The sequence below is a fragment of the Conyzicola sp. genome (assembly GCF_046714715.1).
GTDB lineage: Bacteria > Actinomycetota > Actinomycetes > Actinomycetales > Microbacteriaceae > Conyzicola.
This window is the reverse complement of sequence record NZ_JBKKAD010000167.1, coordinates 1-19,543: the sequence shown is the minus strand read 5'-3', so window position 1 is coordinate 19,543 and position 19,543 is coordinate 1. Positions and strand designations below refer to the sequence as shown.

Annotated in this window: 22 protein-coding genes, 1 tRNA gene and 1 pseudogene; 17 read left to right on the top strand and 7 right to left on the bottom strand. The window is 68.2% G+C overall.

Going from position 1 to position 19,543, the window contains the following annotated elements:
• Positions 1 to 1,919 (bottom strand): acetate--CoA ligase (acs, locus tag ACLQ6X_RS12820; RefSeq protein WP_411700537.1); only part of this gene is annotated, 1,919 nt, incomplete at its 3' end.
• Positions 1,920 to 2,369: 450 nt separating this feature from the next.
• Between acs and ACLQ6X_RS12815 the strand changes: the two genes are divergently transcribed.
• The 11 genes from ACLQ6X_RS12815 (at position 2,370) to ACLQ6X_RS12765 (ending at position 12,455) form a co-directional block, all read left to right on the top strand.
• Positions 2,370 to 3,359 (top strand): TadA family conjugal transfer-associated ATPase, encoded by a 990-nt coding sequence (locus ACLQ6X_RS12815; RefSeq protein WP_411700536.1) that lies wholly within the window; start codon positions 2,370 to 2,372, stop codon positions 3,357 to 3,359.
• Positions 3,356 to 4,288 (top strand): type II secretion system F family protein, encoded by a 933-nt coding sequence (locus ACLQ6X_RS12810; RefSeq protein WP_411700535.1) that lies wholly within the window; start codon positions 3,356 to 3,358, stop codon positions 4,286 to 4,288. The genes ACLQ6X_RS12815 and ACLQ6X_RS12810 overlap by 4 nt, the downstream gene beginning before the upstream one ends.
• Positions 4,289 to 4,412: 124 nt before the next feature.
• Positions 4,413 to 4,589: a DUF4244 domain-containing protein gene (locus ACLQ6X_RS12805; protein ID WP_411700534.1), complete on the top strand. Its 177-nt coding sequence runs from the start codon at positions 4,413 to 4,415 to the stop codon at positions 4,587 to 4,589.
• Positions 4,573 to 4,938: a TadE family type IV pilus minor pilin gene (locus ACLQ6X_RS12800; RefSeq protein ID WP_411700533.1), complete on the top strand. Its 366-nt coding sequence runs from the start codon at positions 4,573 to 4,575 to the stop codon at positions 4,936 to 4,938. Before ACLQ6X_RS12805 ends, ACLQ6X_RS12800 begins: the two co-directional genes overlap by 17 nt.
• Entirely contained in the window at positions 4,935 to 5,309 is a 375-nt protein-coding gene (locus tag ACLQ6X_RS12795; RefSeq protein WP_411700532.1) for an Rv3654c family TadE-like protein, read from the top strand. Before ACLQ6X_RS12800 ends, ACLQ6X_RS12795 begins: the two co-directional genes overlap by 4 nt.
• 84 nt (positions 5,310 to 5,393) lie before the next feature.
• On the top strand, positions 5,394 to 8,342 hold the full coding sequence (gene topA / locus ACLQ6X_RS12790) for a type I DNA topoisomerase (RefSeq protein ID WP_411700531.1): 2,949 nt from the start codon (positions 5,394 to 5,396) through the stop codon (positions 8,340 to 8,342).
• Positions 8,342 to 8,962: a dTMP kinase gene (gene tmk, locus ACLQ6X_RS12785; RefSeq protein WP_411700530.1), complete on the top strand. Its 621-nt coding sequence runs from the start codon at positions 8,342 to 8,344 to the stop codon at positions 8,960 to 8,962. Before topA ends, tmk begins: the two co-directional genes overlap by 1 nt.
• Positions 8,963 to 8,971: 9 nt before the next feature.
• Positions 8,972 to 10,129 carry a DNA polymerase III subunit delta' gene (locus ACLQ6X_RS12780; RefSeq protein ID WP_411700529.1) on the top strand — a complete coding sequence of 386 codons (1,158 nt, stop codon included), beginning with the start codon at positions 8,972 to 8,974 and terminating at the stop codon, positions 10,127 to 10,129.
• Positions 10,129 to 11,652, top strand: a complete 1,524-nt coding sequence (locus ACLQ6X_RS12775; RefSeq protein ID WP_411700528.1) for an alpha/beta hydrolase — start codon at positions 10,129 to 10,131, stop codon at positions 11,650 to 11,652. Before ACLQ6X_RS12780 ends, ACLQ6X_RS12775 begins: the two co-directional genes overlap by 1 nt.
• A 35-nt stretch (positions 11,653 to 11,687) precedes the next feature.
• Positions 11,688 to 12,335, top strand: a complete 648-nt coding sequence (locus tag ACLQ6X_RS12770; protein WP_411700527.1) for a TetR/AcrR family transcriptional regulator — start codon at positions 11,688 to 11,690, stop codon at positions 12,333 to 12,335.
• 44 nt (positions 12,336 to 12,379) lie between these two features.
• Positions 12,380 to 12,455 (top strand) — tRNA-Thr (locus tag ACLQ6X_RS12765).
• Positions 12,456 to 12,568: 113 nt separating this feature from the next.
• Here the strand turns inward: ACLQ6X_RS12765 and ACLQ6X_RS12760 are convergent.
• Complete coding sequence (locus ACLQ6X_RS12760) at positions 12,569 to 13,537, bottom strand: manganese catalase family protein (RefSeq protein ID WP_411700526.1); 969 nt, start codon at positions 13,535 to 13,537, stop codon at positions 12,569 to 12,571.
• Positions 13,538 to 13,820: 283 nt separating this feature from the next.
• Between ACLQ6X_RS12760 and ACLQ6X_RS12755 the strand changes: the two genes are divergently transcribed.
• The 3 genes from ACLQ6X_RS12755 to ACLQ6X_RS12745 are packed head-to-tail and all read left to right on the top strand — an operon-like array spanning position 13,821 to position 15,513.
• Positions 13,821 to 14,507, top strand: coding sequence for a hypothetical protein (locus tag ACLQ6X_RS12755; RefSeq protein WP_411700525.1), 687 nt, complete (start codon positions 13,821 to 13,823; stop codon positions 14,505 to 14,507).
• On the top strand, positions 14,504 to 14,920 hold the full coding sequence (locus ACLQ6X_RS12750) for a phage holin family protein (RefSeq protein ID WP_411700524.1): 417 nt from the start codon (positions 14,504 to 14,506) through the stop codon (positions 14,918 to 14,920). Before ACLQ6X_RS12755 ends, ACLQ6X_RS12750 begins: the two co-directional genes overlap by 4 nt.
• Positions 14,917 to 15,513: a DUF3618 domain-containing protein gene (locus tag ACLQ6X_RS12745; RefSeq protein WP_411700523.1), complete on the top strand. Its 597-nt coding sequence runs from the start codon at positions 14,917 to 14,919 to the stop codon at positions 15,511 to 15,513. Before ACLQ6X_RS12750 ends, ACLQ6X_RS12745 begins: the two co-directional genes overlap by 4 nt.
• Before the next feature lie 73 nt (positions 15,514 to 15,586).
• Here ACLQ6X_RS12745 and ACLQ6X_RS12740 read toward each other — a convergent pair whose 3' ends face one another.
• Positions 15,587 to 16,018, bottom strand: a complete 432-nt coding sequence (locus ACLQ6X_RS12740; protein ID WP_411700538.1) for a GrpB family protein — start codon at positions 16,016 to 16,018, stop codon at positions 15,587 to 15,589.
• Between ACLQ6X_RS12740 and ACLQ6X_RS12735 the strand changes: the two genes are divergently transcribed.
• A complete protein-coding gene (locus ACLQ6X_RS12735) occupies positions 15,977 to 16,195 on the top strand; it encodes a hypothetical protein (protein WP_411700539.1) in 219 nt (72 codons plus the stop codon). The genes ACLQ6X_RS12740 and ACLQ6X_RS12735 overlap by 42 nt on opposite strands.
• Before the next feature lie 21 nt (positions 16,196 to 16,216).
• Here the strand turns inward: ACLQ6X_RS12735 and ACLQ6X_RS12730 are convergent, their stop codons facing one another.
• From ACLQ6X_RS12730 to ACLQ6X_RS12720, 3 genes are read right to left on the bottom strand one after another with little or no spacing between them, the layout of a single operon-like run.
• Entirely contained in the window at positions 16,217 to 16,504 is a 288-nt protein-coding gene (locus tag ACLQ6X_RS12730) for a DUF1905 domain-containing protein (protein ID WP_411700522.1), read from the bottom strand.
• A gap of 23 nt (positions 16,505 to 16,527) precedes the next feature.
• Complete coding sequence (locus ACLQ6X_RS12725; RefSeq protein WP_411700521.1) at positions 16,528 to 17,325, bottom strand: cytochrome c oxidase assembly protein; 798 nt, start codon at positions 17,323 to 17,325, stop codon at positions 16,528 to 16,530.
• Positions 17,326 to 17,329: 4 nt separating this feature from the next.
• Positions 17,330 to 17,794 (bottom strand): DUF2243 domain-containing protein, encoded by a 465-nt coding sequence (locus ACLQ6X_RS12720; protein ID WP_411700520.1) that lies wholly within the window; start codon positions 17,792 to 17,794, stop codon positions 17,330 to 17,332.
• Between the two features lie 149 nt (positions 17,795 to 17,943).
• On the opposite strand from ACLQ6X_RS12720, the gene ACLQ6X_RS12715 reads away from it, so the two are divergent.
• Together ACLQ6X_RS12715 and ACLQ6X_RS12710 are read left to right on the top strand one after the other, a co-directional pair.
• On the top strand, positions 17,944 to 19,029 hold the full coding sequence (locus ACLQ6X_RS12715) for an iron-containing redox enzyme family protein (protein WP_411700519.1): 1,086 nt from the start codon (positions 17,944 to 17,946) through the stop codon (positions 19,027 to 19,029).
• The gene (locus tag ACLQ6X_RS12710) at positions 19,022 to 19,237 is read left to right on the top strand and encodes a CDGSH iron-sulfur domain-containing protein (protein ID WP_411700518.1); all 216 of its coding nucleotides are present in this window, start codon (positions 19,022 to 19,024) and stop codon (positions 19,235 to 19,237) included. The genes ACLQ6X_RS12715 and ACLQ6X_RS12710 overlap by 8 nt, the downstream gene beginning before the upstream one ends.
• 32 nt (positions 19,238 to 19,269) lie before the next feature.
• On the opposite strand, the pseudogene ACLQ6X_RS12705 reads toward ACLQ6X_RS12710, so the two are convergent.
• Positions 19,270 to 19,543: pseudogene (locus ACLQ6X_RS12705) on the bottom strand (alcohol dehydrogenase); the annotation flags it as partial.

Sequence of the window (19,543 nt, the reverse complement as noted above, 5' to 3'; positions counted from 1 at the left end):
GTGTCGCCGACGGCGCGTCCCTCTGCGACGTCTTGCAGCAGCCGCCGCATGATCTTGCCCGAGCGGGTCTTCGGCAACTCCGCGACGATGAAGACGCGCTTCGGCCGCGCGATCGCACCGATGCGGTCGGCGACGTGCGACCGCAAGAGGGCGCTCGCTTCGTCGGCCGTCTGCGCATCCGCCTGATTGCTCTTCAGGATCACGAACGCCACCACAGCTTGGCCCGTGTCATCGTCGGCCGCTCCCACGACCGCCGCCTCCGCCACGATCGAGTGCGAGACGAGCGCCGACTCGATCTCGGTGGTCGACAGCCGGTGGCCCGAGATGTTCATTACGTCGTCGACCCGGCCGAGCAGCGTGATGTCGCCGTCTGCGTCGACGTGCGCACCGTCGCCGGCGAAATACTTCCACACGCCGTCTTTCGAGAACTTCGACCAGTAGGTCTCCGTGAATCGTTCCGGGTCGCCCCAGATGCCGCGCAGCATCGACGGCCACGGCTCGGAGACCACGAGCAGCCCACCGCGCGGGGGATCGACACGTGTCCCGTCGTCGCCGAGCACGTCGATGACGATGCCGGGGATGGGGGTCTGTGCCGAACCGGGTTTGGCCGCGGTGATTCCGGGCAGCGCTGAAATCATGATCGCGCCCGTCTCGGTCTGCCACCACGTGTCGACGATCGGTGTCTCGCCGTGCCCGATCACCTCGCGGTACCAGATCCACGCCTCGGGGTTGATCGGTTCGCCGACCGAGCCGAGCACGCGCAGGCTCGACAGGTCGAACTCGTTCGGCACCTGCCGGCCGATCTTCATAAACGACCGGATGGCCGTCGGCGCCGTGTAGAAGATGCTCACGCCGTACTTCTGCACGATCTCCCACCAGCGTCCCGGATGGGGCGTGTCGGGAGTGCCCTCGTAGAGCACCTGCGTCGCGCCGTTCGCGAGCGGGCCGTAGACCACGTAGGAGTGCCCGGTGACCCAGCCGACGTCGGCGGTGCACCAGTAGACGTCGGTCTCGGGATGCAGGTCGAAGACGTTCTTGTGGGTGAACGCGACCTGGGTGAGGTAGCCCCCGCTGGTGTGCAGGATGCCCTTCGGTTTTCCGGTCGTGCCGCTGGTGTAGAGGATGAAGAGCGGGTTCTCGGCCTCGAAGCCCTCGGCCTCGTGCTCGGGCTGCGCCGCCGCGACGGCCTCGTGCCACCAGTGGTCGCGGCCCTCGGTCCACTCGACTGTGTTCTCGCCCCGCTTGACCACGAGAACGTCGGTCACCGTGGTCGGTTCGGCCCCGTCTTCGGGCGCAAGGGCGGCGTCGACCGCAGACTTGAGCGGGAACACCTTTCCCTTTCTCCACCCGCCGTCGGCGGTAATCACGAGGCGAGCACTGGCATCCGCAACTCTCGACCGAATGCTGTCCGCGCTGAACCCGCCGAAGATCACCGAGTGCACGGCGCCGATGCGAGCCACGGCGAGCATGGCGATCACCGCCTCGGGGATGAGCGGAAGGTAGATCGCGACCCGGTCGCCCTGACCGACGCCGAGACCGAGCAGCACGTTGGCGGCGCGCTTCACCTCGGCGGTCAGTTCTGCGTACGTGTATGAGCGGCTGTCACCCGGTTCCCCCTCCCAATGCAGTGCGACGCGGTCGCCGTTGCCGGCGAGCACGTGACGGTCGAGACAGTTGTACGCCACGTTGATGCGGCCGTCGGCGAACCATTTCGCGAATGGGGGATTCGACCAGTCGAGCGTCTCTGTGAAGGGGGAGTGCCAATGCAGCTCGCGGGCCCGCTCGGCCCAGAACGCGAGACGGTCTTCTTTCGCCCTCTCGTAGATGTCGGGCTCGGCCACCGATTGCGCCGCGAAGTCGTCGCTGGGGGCGAACCGACGGGTTTCGGAAAGGAGGCTGTCGATCGAATTTTGGGACATCATTATCCTGTCATTCATGCGGTAGCACGGGGCTCCGCCATCGGTGCGAGTGCTGCAAAAACGATCCTAGACTCCTCGCTGAGAGTGGACTGTCAACCCCAGCGTATGGCCCTTGCGTGGGGGGTCCGCGGGGGTAGACTAAATCTCATCGGACGGACGCCTTTGCGAATGTCCGGTTATGGCGGCGCAATCGATTTCCCCCAATCGGCGTCGCTGTGGCGGCGCCTGTTCCCCCCAATAGGCGCCGCCCCTCTCTGTTTAATGACCCCGTGAGCGAGATGGTGCGTCGTTCGTAGGGGGAGGGCTGTGGTGCATCGTTCGTAGGGGGAGGGCTCGCCGCGAGGGTCAGCGGGCGAACGACGTGTCCTTCACATCCGGCGCTTTTCGCGGTTGTTCACAGCTTCGGATGTCCCGGCTCCCGCTCTCGCGGGTGCGCCTACCGTGGCGGGCATGGAACCCTTCGTCGCGGTACGTCCCGGAGCGCCCGCCCCGCCCGCGGTGCGGCTGGGCGCGGGCGGCGGGTTTCCGGCCGAGTTCGGCGTGCTCGCGCCGCTCATCGCCGACCCGAGCGTCACCGACGTCTTCGTCAACGGGGCCCACTCGGTCTGGGTCGACCGCGGGGCGGGCGCCGTGCTGCAGGGCGCCATCGATCTCGACGAACAAGCCGTGCGCGACCTCGCGGTGCGGCTCATGGCCCTCGGCGGTCGGCACATCGACGAGACCACTCCGTGTGTCGACACGCGCCTGCACGACGGCATCCGGGTGCACGCCGTGCTGGCTCCCGTGTCCACGCGTGGAACCCTCCTGTCGATCCGCCTCCCGCGCATCCGGCGCATCTCGCTCGACGACCTCGAGGCCGCCGGCTTCTTCAATGACGGCGTGCTCGAGCGGCTGCGCGCGCTCATCGACCGTCGCGAGAACCTGCTCATCACCGGGGCGGGCGGCAGCGGCAAGACCACGCTGCTGTCGGCGATCCTGAGCGCGGCGGCTCCGACCGAGCGCATCGTCGCCATCGAAGACGTGGCCGAGTTGCGCGTCGACCACCCGCACTTCGTGGGACTCGAGGCGAGGCAGGCCAACCTCGAAGGAGCGGGCGAGATCTCGCTCGAACGGCTCGTTCGAGAGGCGTTGCGGATGCGCCCCGACCGCCTCGTGCTCGGGGAATGCCGCGGGGCCGAGGTGCGCGACCTGCTCGCAGCGCTCAACACCGGCCACGACGGAGGCGCGGGAACCCTGCACGCGAACTCGATCGCCGACGTTCCCGCCCGGCTCGAGGCCCTGGGCGCGCTCGCCGGAATGTCGGCCTCCGCGATCGGCCGCCAGGCGGTGAGTGCGATCGGCACGGTGCTGCACGTCGAGCGTCGCGACACGCAGCGCGTGCTCGCCCAGACGGGGCGGTTCGCGCTCGACAAGCGGGGGAGGCTCGAGGTGGTGACGTGAACTGGCCCCCGCGATCGAGGCGTCGCGACGACCCGCAGCTCGGTGCGGTCGCCGCGATGGTTCACCGCCTCGCCGTGTTGCTCGCCGCGGGGGTGACGCCGGCAGCGGCGTGGGGCTATCTGGAACCGACCCCGATCGTCGTCGCCGTGGCGAACAAGGCCGCGCGCGGCACCCCGGTCGCCACCGCGCTCGTGACGGCTCTACCCGACGTGCCGGAATCCGAGCGGCCGGCCTGGCGCGCGCTCGCGGCCGCGTGGTGCGCGGCGACGGAGGCGGGGGCGCCGCTGGCGGCTTCGCTCCGAGAGTTCGCGTCCTCGTTGCGGGCGCTCGCCGACGCACAGCGGGAGATCGCCGTCGCGCTGTCGGCGCCGATCGCGACCGCGCGGCTGGTCATGGTGTTGCCCGCCGTGGGCGTGCTGTTCGGTCTCGTCCTGGGGTTCGACACACTCGGCATCCTCTTCACGACGCTCCCGGGGCTGGGCTGCCTGGTGGTCGGCTGCGCACTGCTGGCACTCGCGTTCGCCTGGAACCGACGGCTCGTCGCCTCGGCCCGCCCCAGAGAACTGGCTCCTGGCCTGCGATTCGAGCTCATGGCGATCGCCGTGTCGGGAGGCACGTCGTTGGAACGGGCGGGAGGGTCCGTGCGGCGTGCGCTGCAGGCCGCCGGGGTGGACTCAGACGGCGACATTCCCGCCGTCGATGCCGTGCTCGAGCTGTCGCGGCGGGCCGGTGTTCCGGCCGGCGACCTGCTGCGCAGCGAAGCGGAGGAGGCCCGCCGCGCGGCGCGTGCGTCGGCGGCAGCGGCCGCCTCGGTGCTCGGGGTCAAGCTCATGCTGCCGCTGGGCCTGTGCATCCTGCCGGCGTTCATGCTGCTCGGCGTCGCGCCGCTGCTGCTCGCGGTTATCACGTCGACCGTGTCCGGCTTCTGACGCCTCCACACCCGGCGCTGCTACCCGCGATCCCACAGTCTGCCGCGCCGCCCGTTTCGCAACCGATCGCCGAGCCACACTGATTCTGCTCGTCGCCACCGCATCGATAACAGGAGAGAAGAACATGGTTGTACGAAAATGGCGCGCCCGTCTTGACGACGAAGAGGGAGCCGCCACCGCCGAATACGCGATCGCGACCATGGCGGCCGTGGGGTTCGCGGGTCTGCTGGTCGTGATCCTGCGCAGCAACGAGGTGCGCGGGTTGTTGCTCGACATCATCCGCAATGCACTCTCGGTCTGAACGAACCGCCATCGCGGTCGGGCTCCGCCGCGGCGACGATCGCGGCAGCGTCACCGCCGAGTTCGCCGCGGTGGTGCCCGCCATCGTGCTGCTGCTCGCCTGCTGCCTCGCCGGACTGCAGATCGCGGGTCAGCAACTGCGCTTGCAGGATGCCGCGGCCGACGTCTCCCGTTCGGTCGCGCGCGGCGGCGGCAGCGGTCAGGCGGCGCAGGTCGGTGCGTCGGTCAGCGTCACCCAGAGTGGCGACCTCGTCTGTGCCCGGTTGAGCGCGCGGTCCCGTTCGCCCGCCGGCACCCTGCTCGGGCTCACACTCACCGCCTCGAGCTGTGCTCTGGGTGGCGGCAAGTGAGGGCGCTGGGCGGCGGGCGCGGTGACACGGGGGCCGGCTCCGTTCTCGCCGTGGCGATCATCGCTGCTGTGCTGTGCCTCACGGCGATGCTCGTACCTCTCTATTCGGTGTTCGCGAAGAATCAGGCGCTAGCGGGCGCGGCCGACGCGGCCGCACTGGCGGCGGCCGACGTGCGCGTCGGGCTGGTGCCCGGCGAACCGTGCGCGGTGGCGTCGAGGGTGGCGTCGGCGAACGGCGGCCGGCTGGCGTCGTGCCACGTCGACGGCCTCGTCGTCACCGTGCGGGTCACCGCGACCGTGGCCGGGTTCGCCGTCGGCGTAGCCGCGACCGCCGGTCCCCCGGGTATCAGAGGCCCCACAGGAGTTGAATAGGTGAGTTTCGGCTTCACCTGTGTATCGTGTCGCTGATGGGGGCTCACTGCGCCCCGTGTTCCATCCCCTTATATAAGGAGTCACGTGCCTGGCACGAAGAAGCTCGTTGTCGTCGAGTCGCCCGCAAAGGCGAAGACCATTGCCCAGTACCTGGGAGACGGATACATCGTCCAGGCATCGGTCGGTCACATCCGCGACCTCATCGAGCCGAAAAACCTGCCGCCGGAACTCAAGAAGGGCTCGCTCGGCAAGTTCTCCGTCGACGTCGACAACGGGTTCGAGCCGTACTACGTCGTGTCCGACGCGAAGAAGAAGACCGTCGCCGACCTGAAGAAAGCGCTCGCCTCCGCCGACGAGCTCTACCTCGCAACTGATGAGGACCGCGAAGGTGAGGCCATCGCGTGGCACCTCCTGCAGGTGCTCAAGCCCAAGGTCCCCGTCAAGCGCATGGTCTTCCACGAGATCACCAAAGAGGCGATCGAGCGCGCGAAAGAGAACACCCGCGACCTCGACACCGCACTCGTCGACGCGCAGGAGACCCGTCGCATCCTCGACCGCCTCTACGGCTACGAGATCTCGCCCGTGCTCTGGCGCAAGGTCGGTCCCGGCCTGTCCGCCGGCCGGGTGCAGTCCGCCGCCACGCGACTCGTTGTCGACCGCGAGCGTGAACGCCTCGCCTTCACCGCCGCCAGCTACTGGGACCTCATCGCCCAGTTCGCGCCGCAGACCGGAACGCAGGACTTCGAGTCGCGCCTCGTGCGCGTCGACGGCGCCCGCATTGCCGTCGGCCGTGACTTCGACGACAAGGGTGTGCTCAAGTCCGACGCCATCGCGCTCGACGAGAACCGTGCGCAGACCCTCGCCACCCAGCTGCGCGAGCCGTCGGTGTCGCTCGTCGTCTCGTCCGTCGAGTCGAAACCGTACACGCGCCGCCCCGCCGCCCCGTTCACCACCTCGACGCTGCAACAGGAGGCCGGGCGCAAGCTGCGCTTCTCCGCCCGCCAGACCATGAGCGTCGCCCAGGGACTGTACGAAAACGGCTACATCACCTACATGCGTACCGATTCCGCGACGCTGTCGGGGCAGGCCATCAACGCCGCCCGCACCCAGGCCGCCGCCCTGTACGGTGCCGACACCATCCCCGAGAAGCCGCGCGTCTACGCCGGCAAGAACAAGAGCGCGCAGGAGGCCCACGAGGCCATCCGCCCTTCGGGGGAGACGTTCCGCACCCCCGCAGAACTGGCATCCGTTCTGCGCGGCAACGACTTCAAGCTCTACGACCTGATCTGGAAGCGCACCGTCGCTTCGCAGATGGCCGACGCCAAGGGGTCGACGGCCACCGTGACCATCAAGGCCGGCCCGACCGCAGACGACTCGATCGCCGAGTTCGCCGCCAGTGGAACCGTCATCACCTTCCGCGGATTCCTGCACGCCTACGAGGAGAGCCGCGACGAAGAGCGCAACGCGACCGCCGAGCCCACCGAGGCGAAGCTGCCGCAGCTGACCGAGGGCCAGACCCTCACCCTCGTCGACATCGAAGCGAAGGGCCACGAGACGTCGGCGCCCCCGCGCTACACCGAGGCGAGCCTCGTCAAGGCGCTCGAAGAGCTCGGCATCGGCCGCCCGTCGACCTACGCCGCGATCATCTCGACCATCATCGACCGCGGCTATGTCACACCGCGCGGCCAGGCCCTCGTGCCCAACTGGATCGCCTTCTCGGTCGTGCGCCTGTTGGAGGAGTACTTCTCCGACCTCGTCGAATACGACTTCACCGCGGGCATGGAGAGCGACCTCGACCTCATCGCCGGGGGAGAGGCCGACCGTGTCGAGTGGCTCACCGGCTTCTACTTCGGCAACACGAAGCACCGCGGCCTGCGCACGGTCATCGACAACCTCGGCGAAATCGACGCCCGCGAGATCAACTCGATCAAGATCGCCGACGACGTGACCCTGCGCATCGGCAAGTACGGCCCCTACCTCGAAGCCCCCGGCGCCGACCCCGAGACGCCGCGCCGCGTCAACATCCCCGCCGAACTGGCCCCCGACGAACTCACCGCCGCCAAGGCGCGCGAACTTATCGAGGCGCCCGTCGTCGGCGACCGCATCATCGGCGTTAACCCCGAGAACGGCAAGCACGTGGTCGCGAAAGACGGGCGCTTCGGCCCCTACGTGACCGAGGTCGACCCGATCGACGAGGCGGCGGAAGCCGCTGCGAAGGCGGAAGCACAAGCCGCCGCCGCAGTCGTCGCGGCCGCGGAGGTCGTCGATCCCGCCACCGGCGAGGTCGTCGCGGCGAAGCCCAAGCGCAAGCCTGCGGCCAAGAAGGCCGTCGCTGCCAAGGCGCGCACCGCATCCATCTTCAAGTCGATGGACCTCGCGACCGTCGACCTCGACACCGCGCTGCGCCTGCTCGACCTGCCGCGCGTGGTCGGGGTCGATCCCGAGACTGGCGCCGAGATCACCTCGCAGAACGGCAAGTTCGGCCCGTACCTCAAGAAGGGCACCGACACGCGTTCGCTCACGAGCGAAGACCAGATCTTCGAGATCGACCTCGCCGGTGCGATCGAGCTCTACGCCCAGCCCAAGTACGGCGGACGTGCCGCGTCGAGCGCGCTCAAAGACTTCGAGCAGCCCGACCCGGTGAGCGAGAAGCCGATCCGGATCAAAGACGGCCGCTTCGGCGCCTATGTGACGGATGGCACGACCAACGCCACGATCCCGCGCGGTGAGACCGTCGAAGAGGTCGACTACGAGCGTGCGGTTCAGCTGCTCGCCGACAAGCGCGCGAAGGGCCCGGTCGTCAAGAAGAAGCCTGCCGCGAAAAAGCCTGCTGCCAAGAAGCCTGCCGCCAAGAAGCCTGCCGCCAAGAAGCCTGCCGCCAAGAAGCCCGCTGTCAAGAAGCCCGCGGTGGCGAAGGCCGCGCTGACCCCGGAAGCGGCGGCGAAGGCCGAAGCGACCAAGGCCAAGGCGGCGGCGACGCGTGCCAAGACCGCCGCAGCGAAAAAGGCGGCAGCCGAGGCCGCGGCACAGTAGTGGCCGGCCTGTTCATCACGTTCGAGGGCGGCGACGGCTCGGGCAAGTCCACCCAGTCGGCGCTGCTCACCGAATGGCTCACGAGCACGGGTCACACGGTCGTGCACTCCCGCGAGCCCGGCGGCACCGACCTCGGCGGCGAGCTGCGCGAGATCATCCTGCACCGCCGCGGCTACATCGCACCGCGCGCCGAGGCGCTGATCTACGCCGCCGACCGGGCGCACAACGTCGCCACCAGGGTGCGGCCGGCCATCGAGCGCGGCGAGATCGTCATCCAAGACCGCTACCTCGACTCGTCGGTGGCCTACCAGGGTGCCGGCCGGGTGCTCGACGGAACCGAGATCCGCGACATCTCGCTCTGGGCCGCCGAGGGCCTGCTTCCCGACCTCACCGTGCTGCTCGACCTCTCGCCCGAGAACGGGCGCGAGCGCATCGCATCGACGCGCGACGTCTACGACCGGCTGGAGGCCGAGAAGAACGACTTCCACCAGCGGGTGCGCGACTCGTTCCTCGCACTCGCCGAGGCCGAGCCGCGCCGCTTCCTCGTGCTCGACGCCACCGACCCGATCGAGACCATCGCCGCCGCCATCCGCGACCGCGTTGTCGCACTCCTCGCTTAGGCTGAACCCATGTCAGTCTGGGACGAACTCACCGGCCAGTCCGAGGCCATCGCCGTCTTCCGGGCGGCCGCCGAGTCCAGCGCGGCCGATGGCAGCAACGACTCGTCGATGACGCACGCGTGGCTCATCACCGGCCCACCCGGGTCGGGGCGTTCGAACCTCGCGTACGCGTTCGCGACGGCCCTGCTCAGCGACGGCAACGTCGACGGAGACGAGTCGGTGCGCCTGCAGGTGGCCGCCCGCAGCCACCCCGATCTGGCCGTTCTCAGCACCGACCGCATCATCATCACCGTCGAAGAGGTGCGCAAGCTCGCGGCGTCGAGCTACTACTCACCGTCGGTCGGGCGCTACCGGGTGATCGTCGTCGAAGACGCCGACCGCATGATGGAGCGCAGCTCGAACGCGCTGCTGAAAGCCCTCGAAGAGCCGCCGCCCCGCACGGTCTGGATCCTGTGCGCGCCGAGCGAGGCCGACCTGCTGCCCACCATCCGCTCCCGCGTGCGCTCGGTGCGGCTGCGCGTGCCGTCCGTCAAAGACGTGGCCGAACTCATCGCCCGGCGTGACGGCGTCGACCTGCCGACCGCCACGCGTGCGGCCCGCGAGGCGCAGAGCCACATCGGCATGGCGCACCGGCTCGCGACGAACGAAGAGGCTCGCTCCCGCCGGCAGGAGACGCTCGAGATCGCCCTAGGCGTTCGCTCGGTTTCCGGTGCCATGGTCGCCGCCACCAAGCTGCTGGCCATCGCGGGGGCCGATGCGAGCGCGCTCACCCAAGAGCGCGACGCCGACGAACGGGCCGGCGCGCTGCGGTCGCTCGGCATCGAGCCGGGCGGAACGATCCCCCCTGCCCTCCGCGCGCAGCTGAGGAACCTCGAAGAAGACCAGAAACGCCGCGAGAAGCGCAGCCTGCGCGACGGCATCGACCGTGTCATGGTCGATCTGCTCTCGCTCTACCGTGACATCCTGCTGCTGCAGCTCGGCGTCGAGACCGAACCGATCAACCTCAGCATCTACAACAAGCTCGTCACCGCGAGCGCGCAATCAACCGCTCAGGAGACCCTCGCCACCATGGACGCGATCGCCACCGCCCGCCGCCGCATCGAGGGCAACGTCACCCCGGCCCTCGCGCTCGAGGCGATGCTCGTCTCCGCCCGCCGCGCCGCCTGATGCGCACCCGCAGAATCGCCGCGATCGCGGCCGGCATGGCCCTCGCCCTCACGCTCGCCGCCTGCTCCGCGCCTCCCGTGCGCACCGAGTCGACGCCGGCGCCCGCCGAGGTCAGCGCCGAGCTCGAGCCGTTCTACACCCAGGTGCTCACCTGGGAAGACTGCGAAGACGACATGCAGTGCGCCACCGCGACGGCGCCGCTCGACTGGACCGATCCCGCACGCGACTCTATCGACCTCGCCCTCGTGCGCAATCCAGCCGAAGACGGCGCACCGCTCGGCTCCGTGCTCGTGAACCCCGGTGGCCCGGGCGGCAGCGGCTACGACTTCGTCGCCGACAGTCTCGACTACGCCGTGTCGCCCACCCTCCGCGCGAAGTTCGACATCGTCGGGTTCGACCCGCGAGGCGTCAACCGCTCCTCTGCCGTGCTCTGCCACACCGACACCGCTCAGCTCGACGCCTTCATCTACGACATCGTCCCGGGCGAGATCGGCAGCGATGCCTGGCTCACCGCCGCGGCCAACGCAAACGGCGCCTACGCGCAGCAGTGCGCAGCGAACACCGGCGACCTGCTCGGGTTCGTCGACACCGTGAGCGCCGCCCGCGACCTCGACCTGCTGCGGGCGGTGCTCGGCGACGAGAAGCTCAACTACCTGGGCTTCTCCTACGGCACGCTGCTCGGCGCGACCTACGCCGAGCTCTATCCCGAGAACACGGGCCGCCTCGTGCTCGACGGCGCGCTCGACCCCACCTCGACGAGTTTCGACGTGTCGATCACCCAGGCCAAGGGCTTCGAGAGCGCGCTGCGGGCATTCCTCGCCGACTGCGCCACCGCCGACAACTGCCCGTTCACCGGCACCGCCGACGATTCGATGCTGAAGATCCGCGCCCTGCTCGACCGCCTCGACGCGAGCCCGATCCGTGCCGCCGACGGCCGCGAGCTCGGCAGCAACTCGATGACGAGCGCGATCGTGCTTCCGCTCTACCGCGAGGCCGACTGGCCCTACCTCCGCCAGCTCTTCGACACCGTGATGAAGGGCGACGCCACCCTCGCCTTCTCGCTCGCCGACAGCTACAACGGGCGCAACCCCACCGACGGCAGCTACCTCGACAACTCGCTCGAGGCACGGTTCGCGATCAACTGCCTCGACTACGCCTCCCAGGGCGACACCGCGGTGATGCGCGAGCAGGCCGCCGAGCTCGCGGCCGCCGCCCCGGTTCTCGGCAAGCAACTCGCCTACGGCGACGTGGGTTGCCTGCAGTGGCCCGTGAAGGCCGCGACCGAGCGACCCGTCATCGACGGCGCGGGTTCCGCCGACATCCTTGTCGTCGGCACCACCAACGACCCCGCGACGCCGTACTCGTGGGCCCAGGCGCTGGCCGACCAGCTCGAGGCCGGTCATCTCGTCACCTACGAGGGCGAGGGCCACACGGCCTACAACAAATCGAATGCCTGCGTGGATGACACGGTCGACGACTACTTCGTCTCCGGAACCGTCCCCGCATCCGACCCGCTCTGCTAGGCACGCAAACTTGCGTGCTGTGAAAGAATCCTGACATGAGAACGGATGCCCCGGAGCCCGGCCTGCGCGAACGCAAGCGACTGGCCACCCGCCGCGCCATCCAATTCGCCGTTCTCGAACTCGTAGACGAGCGTGGTCTCGACAACGTCACCGTCGACGAGATCAGCCGCGTCGCCGACGTCTCACCGCGCACGTTCTTCAACTACTTCACCTCGAAAGAGGAGGCGCTCATCGGCGAGGCGCCGTCGCTCCCCGCCAGTTCCACGGTGGAGGCGTTCGTCGCCGCGGGTGCGCAGAGCAACCTGCTCGCCGACCTCGGCGAGATGATGGCCGCGTCCAGCGGAAACCTCCCCGACGACCTCGAACTTCTGACGCTGCGTCGCAAACTGATGAAGCAGCATCCGCAACTCTTCGCCCTGCGTATGGCGACCATGCGCAACTTCGAAGACGAACTGGGTGCCGTGGTCGCACGCCGGCTCGTCGCCGACGAACCCGGGCTCGCCGACGATGCCGACGAGCTCGGCCAACGCTCGCGCCTGATCACCTTCGTCGCGTTCGGGGTGATGCGCCACGCCTGGTCGCGCTGGGCCGACGCCGGCGCGGGACCCGACGAACTCGCGAGCCGCCTGCGCGCCTCGTTCGCCCAGCTCGATGCGCTGCTTGTGCAAACACGGCCCGAATGATCGGCTAAGCTTTCTTGCTGTGCCTCGGGAATCTCGAGTCACCCGCCGCCTTAGCTCAGTTGGTAGAGCATCTCACTCGTAATGAGAAGGTCGTCAGTTCGATTCTGACAGGCGGCTCCACTATGCGTCGGGCCTGATCGAGTCGACGAATGCTCTCTTGGGGCCCAAGCACGGATGCCCCGGGGTCCATGTTCTGGGCCGCGGGGCATCCGTCTGCGCTCTGACGGCGCGCGCTACTTCTTCGCGGGTGCTTCGGCGACGGGGCCGAACATGGCGTCGACGTCGGCGAGTTCCATGTGGGCGGTGGCCTGGATGAGTTCGAGCAGGGCGGGGTCGAGGCCCGGCGCGAACTCTTCGGGGCGCTCCTCAGCGATGACGATGGGCACGCCCACCGGGGCCTGCTCAGACGCGTCGAGGTTGGTGCCGTCCTTCGAGGGCGACATTCCCTGGAAGATCTTTCCCGCCTCCGAGAGGCCGGTGAGGTCGAACGTGTACTGCTTGCTCTGGAGACCGAGATCGAGCAGCTTCTTCACCTCAGGAAATTTCTCCGCGTTGGTCTTCGGGATCGGGAGCAACGTGTTCCAGTGCACACCGAGGGTCTCGAGGGCTTTCGCGTACGCGTTCTCGTGGGCCTGGTCGCGCACGATCAGGTAGGAAAGCGTCGAGCGGGCCGTCTTGTTGTCGGTCATCTCGTAGATGCGGCATTTCTGCAGCCGACCGGTGCTCTCCAACATGAGGTTGTAGAGCAGGTCGAGCACGAGGTTGCCCGAGTTGTAGACGTAGCTTCCCTGCCACGGGTTGCCGACGGCGTCGACAGGAAGCGCTCCCTGTGCGCCGACGAGGTAGTGGTGGATGTTGCTCGTGTCGAGCGCGATGTTCAACGGGGTCGCACCGCCGGCGCCCGGGGCGTCGACCGGGTCGGTGGGCTTGCCGTTGTAGCGGGGTGAACCGTCGAGCAGGCGGGAGATGGTGGTGCCGATGAGCTCGACGTGGCTGATCTCCTCGGTGCCGATGCCCTGGATCAGGTCGCGGTAGGGCTTCGCTGACGGGCCGCGGAAGTTCATGCTCTGGAACAGGTACTGCATCATCGTGCGCATCTCGCCGAACTGACCGCCGAGACCCTCCTGCAGCGCGTTCGCGGCGGCGGGATCTGGCTCGTCCTGCTCGATGTCGTGGATGAGGTTCTGAACGTGGAAGTACATCTATGCCTCCAATGGGTTCTGGCGACAATTCCGCCGCCTCGACCACTCTCCCCCCGATCGAGGGTCAGGAGGACTTTGATGTTTGCCCTTGCATCGCGAGCACTTGTGGACTACTTCAGGCGCCCTGAGAGCAATCGAAGCAGCGCAGAACGGCGCACATCGTATACGAGGTGTGTCGGATCTCGATGGCATTGTCGGAAGTTTTTTCTGCGCCCACACTCTGTAGGGAAGCTGCACTGGCCCCCGTTAGAGGGTCCGAATCAGATGTCACGGAAGGATAACCATGACCAACGAATACCCAGCGGGCACCCCGGCAGAGGGCGGATCCTCGATCGGCGGCACCGCGCAGGCCGCACGCGAGCAGGCCGGAAACGTCGGACACGAAGCCGCCGAATCGGCGAAGAACGTGGCTGGAACCGCGAAGGAAGAAGCCGGCAAGGTCGTCGGAGAGTCCGCGAAGCAGGCGAAGGCGCTGTACGAAGAAGCGCGCGGCCAGCTCACCGAGCAGGCCGGCGTTCAGCAGGAGCGCGTTGCATCCGGACTTCGCAACATCGGCGACGAACTGACGCGCATGGCGGAATCGTCCGACCAGCAGGGTATCGCGGGCGACCTCGTCTCGCAGGCGGCGTCTCGCGCCTCCGCCGTTGCCACCTGGCTCGACGGACGTGACCCCGGATCCGTCGTCACCGAGGTCACGAACTTCGCACGTCGTAAGCCCGGCACGTTCATCGCGATCTCCGCGGTAGCGGGTCTTGTCGCCGGTCGACTCGTGAAGAGCCTCGCCAGCCAGGCCGCAGACGAGAAGGCCGCGGAGGCCGCTGCGCCCACCGCGCCGGTATCCACGCCCACGCCGGCGACCCCGGCCGCCACCCCCGCCGCGTACGGCACGGAGACTCCGCTGTTCGACGCCGTGCGACCCACGACCACGACCGGCTTCGAGCCGACCTCCGTCGACGGGCGACAGCTATGACAGACGCACCGACCCCGTCCGAACAGAAGGCGGCGTCGACGTCGCTCGGCGACCTGCTCGGCGAGGTATCTCGCGACATCTCCACGCTCATGCGGCAAGAAGTCGAGCTCGCCAAGGCTGAACTGAAGCAGTCTGCCACGCGCGCCGGCAAGGGTGCAGGCCTTCTCGGCGGCGCCGGTTATGCAGGTGCGATGGCCGTGCTGTTCCTGTCCATCGCGGCATGGTGGGGGCTCGGACACCTCATCGACAACGGCTGGTCGGCCGTTGTGATCGCCGTCATCTGGGGCATTATCGCCGCCATCATGTACAGCGTCGGCCGGAAGAAGCTGAAAGAAGTGCAGGGTCTGCCGCAGACCGTCGACTCCCTGAAGAAGATCCCCGACACCGTCAAAAAGAACGAGGAAAACCAATGACTGACTACAACACCTCTGACCCCGACGAGATCCGCGCGCACATCGAGCGCACGCGGAGCGAGCTCGGAAGCGACGTCGACGCCCTCGCCGACAAGGTAACCCCGTCGAAGATCGTCGACCGTGAGAAGGACAAGCTGCGCGGTCGTGTCGAATCGGTGAAGGACCGCGTGTTCGGTGCCGTTTCCGACGCCAAGGACTCGGTGACGGGTACCGCGTCGAGCGCTGGCGACAGTATTGCCGGTGCCCCGCACAAGGCGGTCGAAAAGGCCGAGGGAAACCCGGTGGCTGTCGGACTGATTGCATTCGGCGTCGGCCTGCTCCTCGCGTCGCTCGTTCCCGCGAGCGAGAAGGAAAAGGACCTCGCCGCCCAGGCGAAAGACGCAGCCGAACCCCTCGTGCACGAGATGCAGGATGCCGCGAAGGGCATCGCCGAGAACCTCAAAGAGCCCGCTCAGGATGCCGCGCGAGCGGTTCAGGAGACGGCTCAGGATGCAGCAGGCACCGTGAAATCGTCTGCCACCGACGCGGCCGACACCGTGAAGTCGAGCGCGGATGAGGCCAGGCACGAAGTGCAGGACCAGGCGAAGTCGTAGCGTCGCCTTCCACGTGCAGCGCCCTCCCCAGCATGTGCCGGAGAGGGCGCTCTCGGTTTAAGCGAAGGGTCTCTCACTGGTCACGAGCTGCCCTCGCTCGTGCCTTGATCGCGAGGATGACATCCGTCTTGGCGTCGGCGTACGCGTTCATGTCGTCCCACCGGCCGCGGAGCAACGACCTCTTTGTGCTCTCGTAGAGAGCGCGATCATCGGCGTCGGTGCGCAGCCGGTCGCGCAGCAGCAGATACTCGACCACCGCGGGATCACCCCGCTCGTAGATGTGCACATGAACGTCGCGCGCCGGCGTGCGCACGAGGCGGTGCCGTGGCTCGCGGGTGCGCAATCGGTATCCGGCGGCCAGTAGCGCGTCGAGGTAGTCCTCTTCGGCGGTGATGTCATCGACGGTGACCACGATGTCGACAATCGGTTTCGCCGCGAGCCCGGGGACGGACGTGGAGCCAATGTGCTCGACGCCGACGTCCACTGGCTCGAGAGCCTCAAGAATTCGGCGGCGGTGCTCCAGATAGAGGCCGACCCAGCCCTCGTCATAGTCGCAGAGAGCGACCTCGAGCGGTTCGACACCGCCGACGAGTTCTACCGCCGTTACATCCGGTCTTCGCGCACTGCCGTTTCTCTTCACAACAAGATCTTCGCACCGACGCCGCTACGCAGGAGAAAGTAGCCAGAGCGGCGGTGCGCGCTATCAGGTGAGACGTTCGGACAATCGAACGGTGACGGAATCGCCGATGTTCTTGCCCAGCTTTTTGCGCAGCTTGGCGCTGATCGAGAGCATGTGCCCGCCCGATCCGGTCGGCATCAGCCCCGCCGTCAGCGGTTCACCATCTACGGTTGCGACGACCTTCACAGACCTGCCGGTGCCGAGCAGCTCCGCCGAGCCCGGAACCTCCACGCAGGCCCACATTTCACCCTTGACCGACACGCCGATCGGGGCGGTGAACGTGACGTCGATGGGACCCGGGCTCGTGCTCATAAGGAGAATCTATCCAGAACTTGTCACTGTTGGGCGGCGAACGGACGTTCCACGGGGTTCACCGAGGGGGCGGTCTTGCGTCGGCGGGCGGTGAACCACTGCCAACACACCACGACGATCAAGACGGCGTCGATCGCATCGCCCGCGTAGTACATCAGAATGGAGCCGGTTTCGGTGTCGGAGGCGGAGACGCCGGCGGGCGGATGCGCGAACAGGAACTTCGCCAGAATGCCGTGCGCGGCGACAGCGACGGCGAGCACGCCTGCCCGGTAGAGGTGCCGGTGACGGTGCGGCGTGGGATCGACGGCCAGAACCGCGGCGGTGAAGAGGTAGCCGGCGAGGAAGAAGTGCGTGTGCACGAGGCCCGACACGACCGGGTTCTCGTGCATGGTTTCGAAAATGCCGGTCGTGTAGACCGCCCACATGCCGCCGACATTGAGCAGCAGCGCGGTGACGGGGTGGGTGACGAACCGCACCGCGCGGAGGCGCAGCAGGCGGGTGACCCGACGCGCCGGAACCGGGTCGAGGCTGCGCAGAGCCAGGGTGACGGGAGCGGCGAGAGCCATCAGCAGGGGAGCGAGCATACCGACGAGAAGGTGGTCGATCGTGTGATCGACGAACGGTGTCGCCGTGCCCTCCGGGCCAGGGAGGGCGGCTATGACCAGGCAGGCCACACCGGCCGACCACAGCACGGACCGGTACACCGGCCAGGGTCGCCGCCGCCGGTTCGCCAGCGCCGGGCCGACGTAGACCGCGACGGTCGCCACCGCGACGATAGCCGCGAACAGGCCGCCACTCGTCGACGCCTCGTGCGGATGCATCCGATCACTCCCGCGCAGACGAGGCTCGACGCGTGCGCACCACCAGTACCACGCCGACCACGACCAGAACTCCGGCGGCGACGTTCCAGGCAATGTCGTAGGGGAGCAGATCGACCTCGTAACGGATCTGGTGCAGTCCCAAGAGTTTGTGCTGCACGGTGCCGTCGAACAGCTGGAAGGCTCCGGCGCCGAGGAGAAGCCCGCCGATCCACCGCGTCCACCAGACGCCGTGGCGGCGGTGCAGGTCGGCGAGGAGGAACATGCCGCCGACGGTCGCGAACCAACTGACGGCGTGGAAGATGCCGTCGGAGACCAGGCCGATATCGGGCGTGGACCTGTCGTAGAAGTGGTGCCAGTGCAGCAGCTGGTGGAAGACGACCTCGTCGACGAAGCCCGCGACCCCGACACCCAACACGATTCCGGAGACGAGAGTGCGTCGCCGATTGTCGACCTGCGCATCGCTGGGCATGGTGCCTCCGCTTTCGATCCGAGTCACGCCCGAGCGGCGTCGTGTTCACGCTAGGCAGGCACCGTGACAACCGCACCGGCTTGACACGCACGCCGCGCGCCCGATCGCAAGGCCTCGAACGCCGGCTCGCGCGCAGCGAGGATTAAGCAATGATCAATTCCACCGGGGTCGTCGAAGAACGAGCCGTCCACACACCGTTCGGCGCGCGCGGTCCGCTCAGTGCCGCCCTGCTCGACCTGCTCTCCGGCCAGCCCGACGATTCCGACGACTTCGGGCCGCTGCTCGAGATCGCCCGGTCGGCGGCCGGGTCCAGCGCGTCCGTCGTGCGGGACGAAGACATCCAGCTCGCACTCTTCCTGCTCTACGGGCTGCACTACGGATCCCTTCCCGGTGTCTCGGACGCGTGGGAGTGGCAGCCCGGGCTCGTGCGGGTGCGTGGCGAACTCGAGCGCGCGTTCGAACGCGAACTGCGTGAATCGGTGGCGCTCCCCGACCTCCCGCAGGCGACGCGGGCCGCGGTCGCGCGCACGCTTTCGGAGATGACGTCGGCCGAGGCCGGACCGAGCCTGTCGCGCTTCCTGGCGAAGAAGGCATCCGAGGAGCAGGCCCGCGAGTTCCTCATCCAGCGGTCGATCTACACCCTGCGCGAGGCCGACCCGCACTCCTGGGCGATCCCGCGACTGACCGGCCGCAGCAAGGCCGCGCTGGTCGAGATCCAGGCCGACGAATACGGCGGCGGGCGGCCGGCCCGGATGCACTCGGCGATCTTCGCCGAGACGATGCGGGGCGCCGGGCTCGATACCGAGTACGCGCACTACCTCGACCGGGTGCCCGCCATCACGCTCGCGTCGCTCAACACCATGTCGCTGTTCGGTCTGAACCGGCGTCTCCGCGGTGCCATCGTCGGCCACCTCGCCGCGTTCGAGATGACCTCGTCCATTCCGAACCTGATGTACGGCAACGGTTTCCGTCGGCTCGGCTACGGCACCGAGGTGACCGCGTACTTCGACGAGCACGTGGCGGCCGACGCCGTGCACGAGCAGATCGCCGCCAACGACCTGGCGGGAGCGCTCGCCGAAGACGAACCCGCCCTTGTCGAAGACATCCTCTTCGGGGCCGGCGCCTGCCTGCTCGTCGACGGATGGGCATCCGCCCACATGCTCGAGGCCTTCACCGACGGGGTGTCGTCGCTGCGCACGGCAGAGTCCGCGGGACAGGGTGCCGACCGTGCCTGACGACGAGCGCGTCACCATCACCCCCTACGAGAACGGCCCGCTGATCGTGCGGGGCGACTTCGACATCCGGGATGCCGACGGCAGGCCCGTGCCCGCGGGCCGCAAGACGGTGGCGCTGTGCAGGTGCGGCGTCTCGGCGATCAAGCCGTTCTGCGACGGCACCCACAAACTGGTGGGCTTCAAGACCGGGGACGACCAGCCCGCCTGACGACCTGCCCGCCCGACGATCAGCGCCGCCGATCAGCGCCGGGGATCGACCGCGACCCGCACCGGGCCGCCCGCGCCGGCCATGCCGATGCCCGCGTCGAGGTCGCGCAGCGCGACCGCGGCGCCGACGAGCTCGTCGAACGGCCGCGTGTGCCACGCCTGAACCATGAACTCGGCCGCCGTGCGCAGGTGCTCGGCCGTGTAGTTGTGCACGCCGGTCACGGTGAGCAGTCGTCGCACGATGCGTTCGGGATCGATCGGCACGGGTTCGGTGGGGGAGACGCTGCCGACGAGCACGATCGTGCCT

Excerpts from the sequence above, each read along its gene's own strand:
- ACLQ6X_RS12805 (WP_411700534.1), top strand. The coding sequence starts at position 4,413 with ATGGTTGTACGAAAATGGCGCGCCCGTCTTGACGACGAAGAGGGAGCC.
- ACLQ6X_RS12725 (WP_411700521.1), bottom strand. The coding sequence starts at position 17,325 with ATGCATCCGCACGAGGCGTCGACGAGTGGCGGCCTGTTCGCGGCTATC.
- ACLQ6X_RS12750 (WP_411700524.1), top strand. The coding sequence starts at position 14,504 with ATGACAGACGCACCGACCCCGTCCGAACAGAAGGCGGCGTCGACGTCG.
- ACLQ6X_RS12815 (WP_411700536.1), top strand. The coding sequence starts at position 2,370 with ATGGAACCCTTCGTCGCGGTACGTCCCGGAGCGCCCGCCCCGCCCGCG.
- ACLQ6X_RS12715 (WP_411700519.1), top strand. The coding sequence starts at position 17,944 with ATGATCAATTCCACCGGGGTCGTCGAAGAACGAGCCGTCCACACACCG.
- ACLQ6X_RS12775 (WP_411700528.1), top strand. The coding sequence starts at position 10,129 with ATGCGCACCCGCAGAATCGCCGCGATCGCGGCCGGCATGGCCCTCGCC.
- ACLQ6X_RS12745 (WP_411700523.1), top strand. The coding sequence starts at position 14,917 with ATGACTGACTACAACACCTCTGACCCCGACGAGATCCGCGCGCACATC.
- ACLQ6X_RS12755 (WP_411700525.1), top strand. The coding sequence starts at position 13,821 with ATGACCAACGAATACCCAGCGGGCACCCCGGCAGAGGGCGGATCCTCG.
- ACLQ6X_RS12780 (WP_411700529.1), top strand. The coding sequence starts at position 8,972 with ATGTCAGTCTGGGACGAACTCACCGGCCAGTCCGAGGCCATCGCCGTC.
- ACLQ6X_RS12760 (WP_411700526.1), bottom strand. The coding sequence starts at position 13,537 with ATGTACTTCCACGTTCAGAACCTCATCCACGACATCGAGCAGGACGAG.
- ACLQ6X_RS12730 (WP_411700522.1), bottom strand. The coding sequence starts at position 16,504 with ATGAGCACGAGCCCGGGTCCCATCGACGTCACGTTCACCGCCCCGATC.
- ACLQ6X_RS12800 (WP_411700533.1), top strand. The coding sequence starts at position 4,573 with ATGCACTCTCGGTCTGAACGAACCGCCATCGCGGTCGGGCTCCGCCGC.
- ACLQ6X_RS12720 (WP_411700520.1), bottom strand. The coding sequence starts at position 17,794 with ATGCCCAGCGATGCGCAGGTCGACAATCGGCGACGCACTCTCGTCTCC.
- ACLQ6X_RS12770 (WP_411700527.1), top strand. The coding sequence starts at position 11,688 with ATGAGAACGGATGCCCCGGAGCCCGGCCTGCGCGAACGCAAGCGACTG.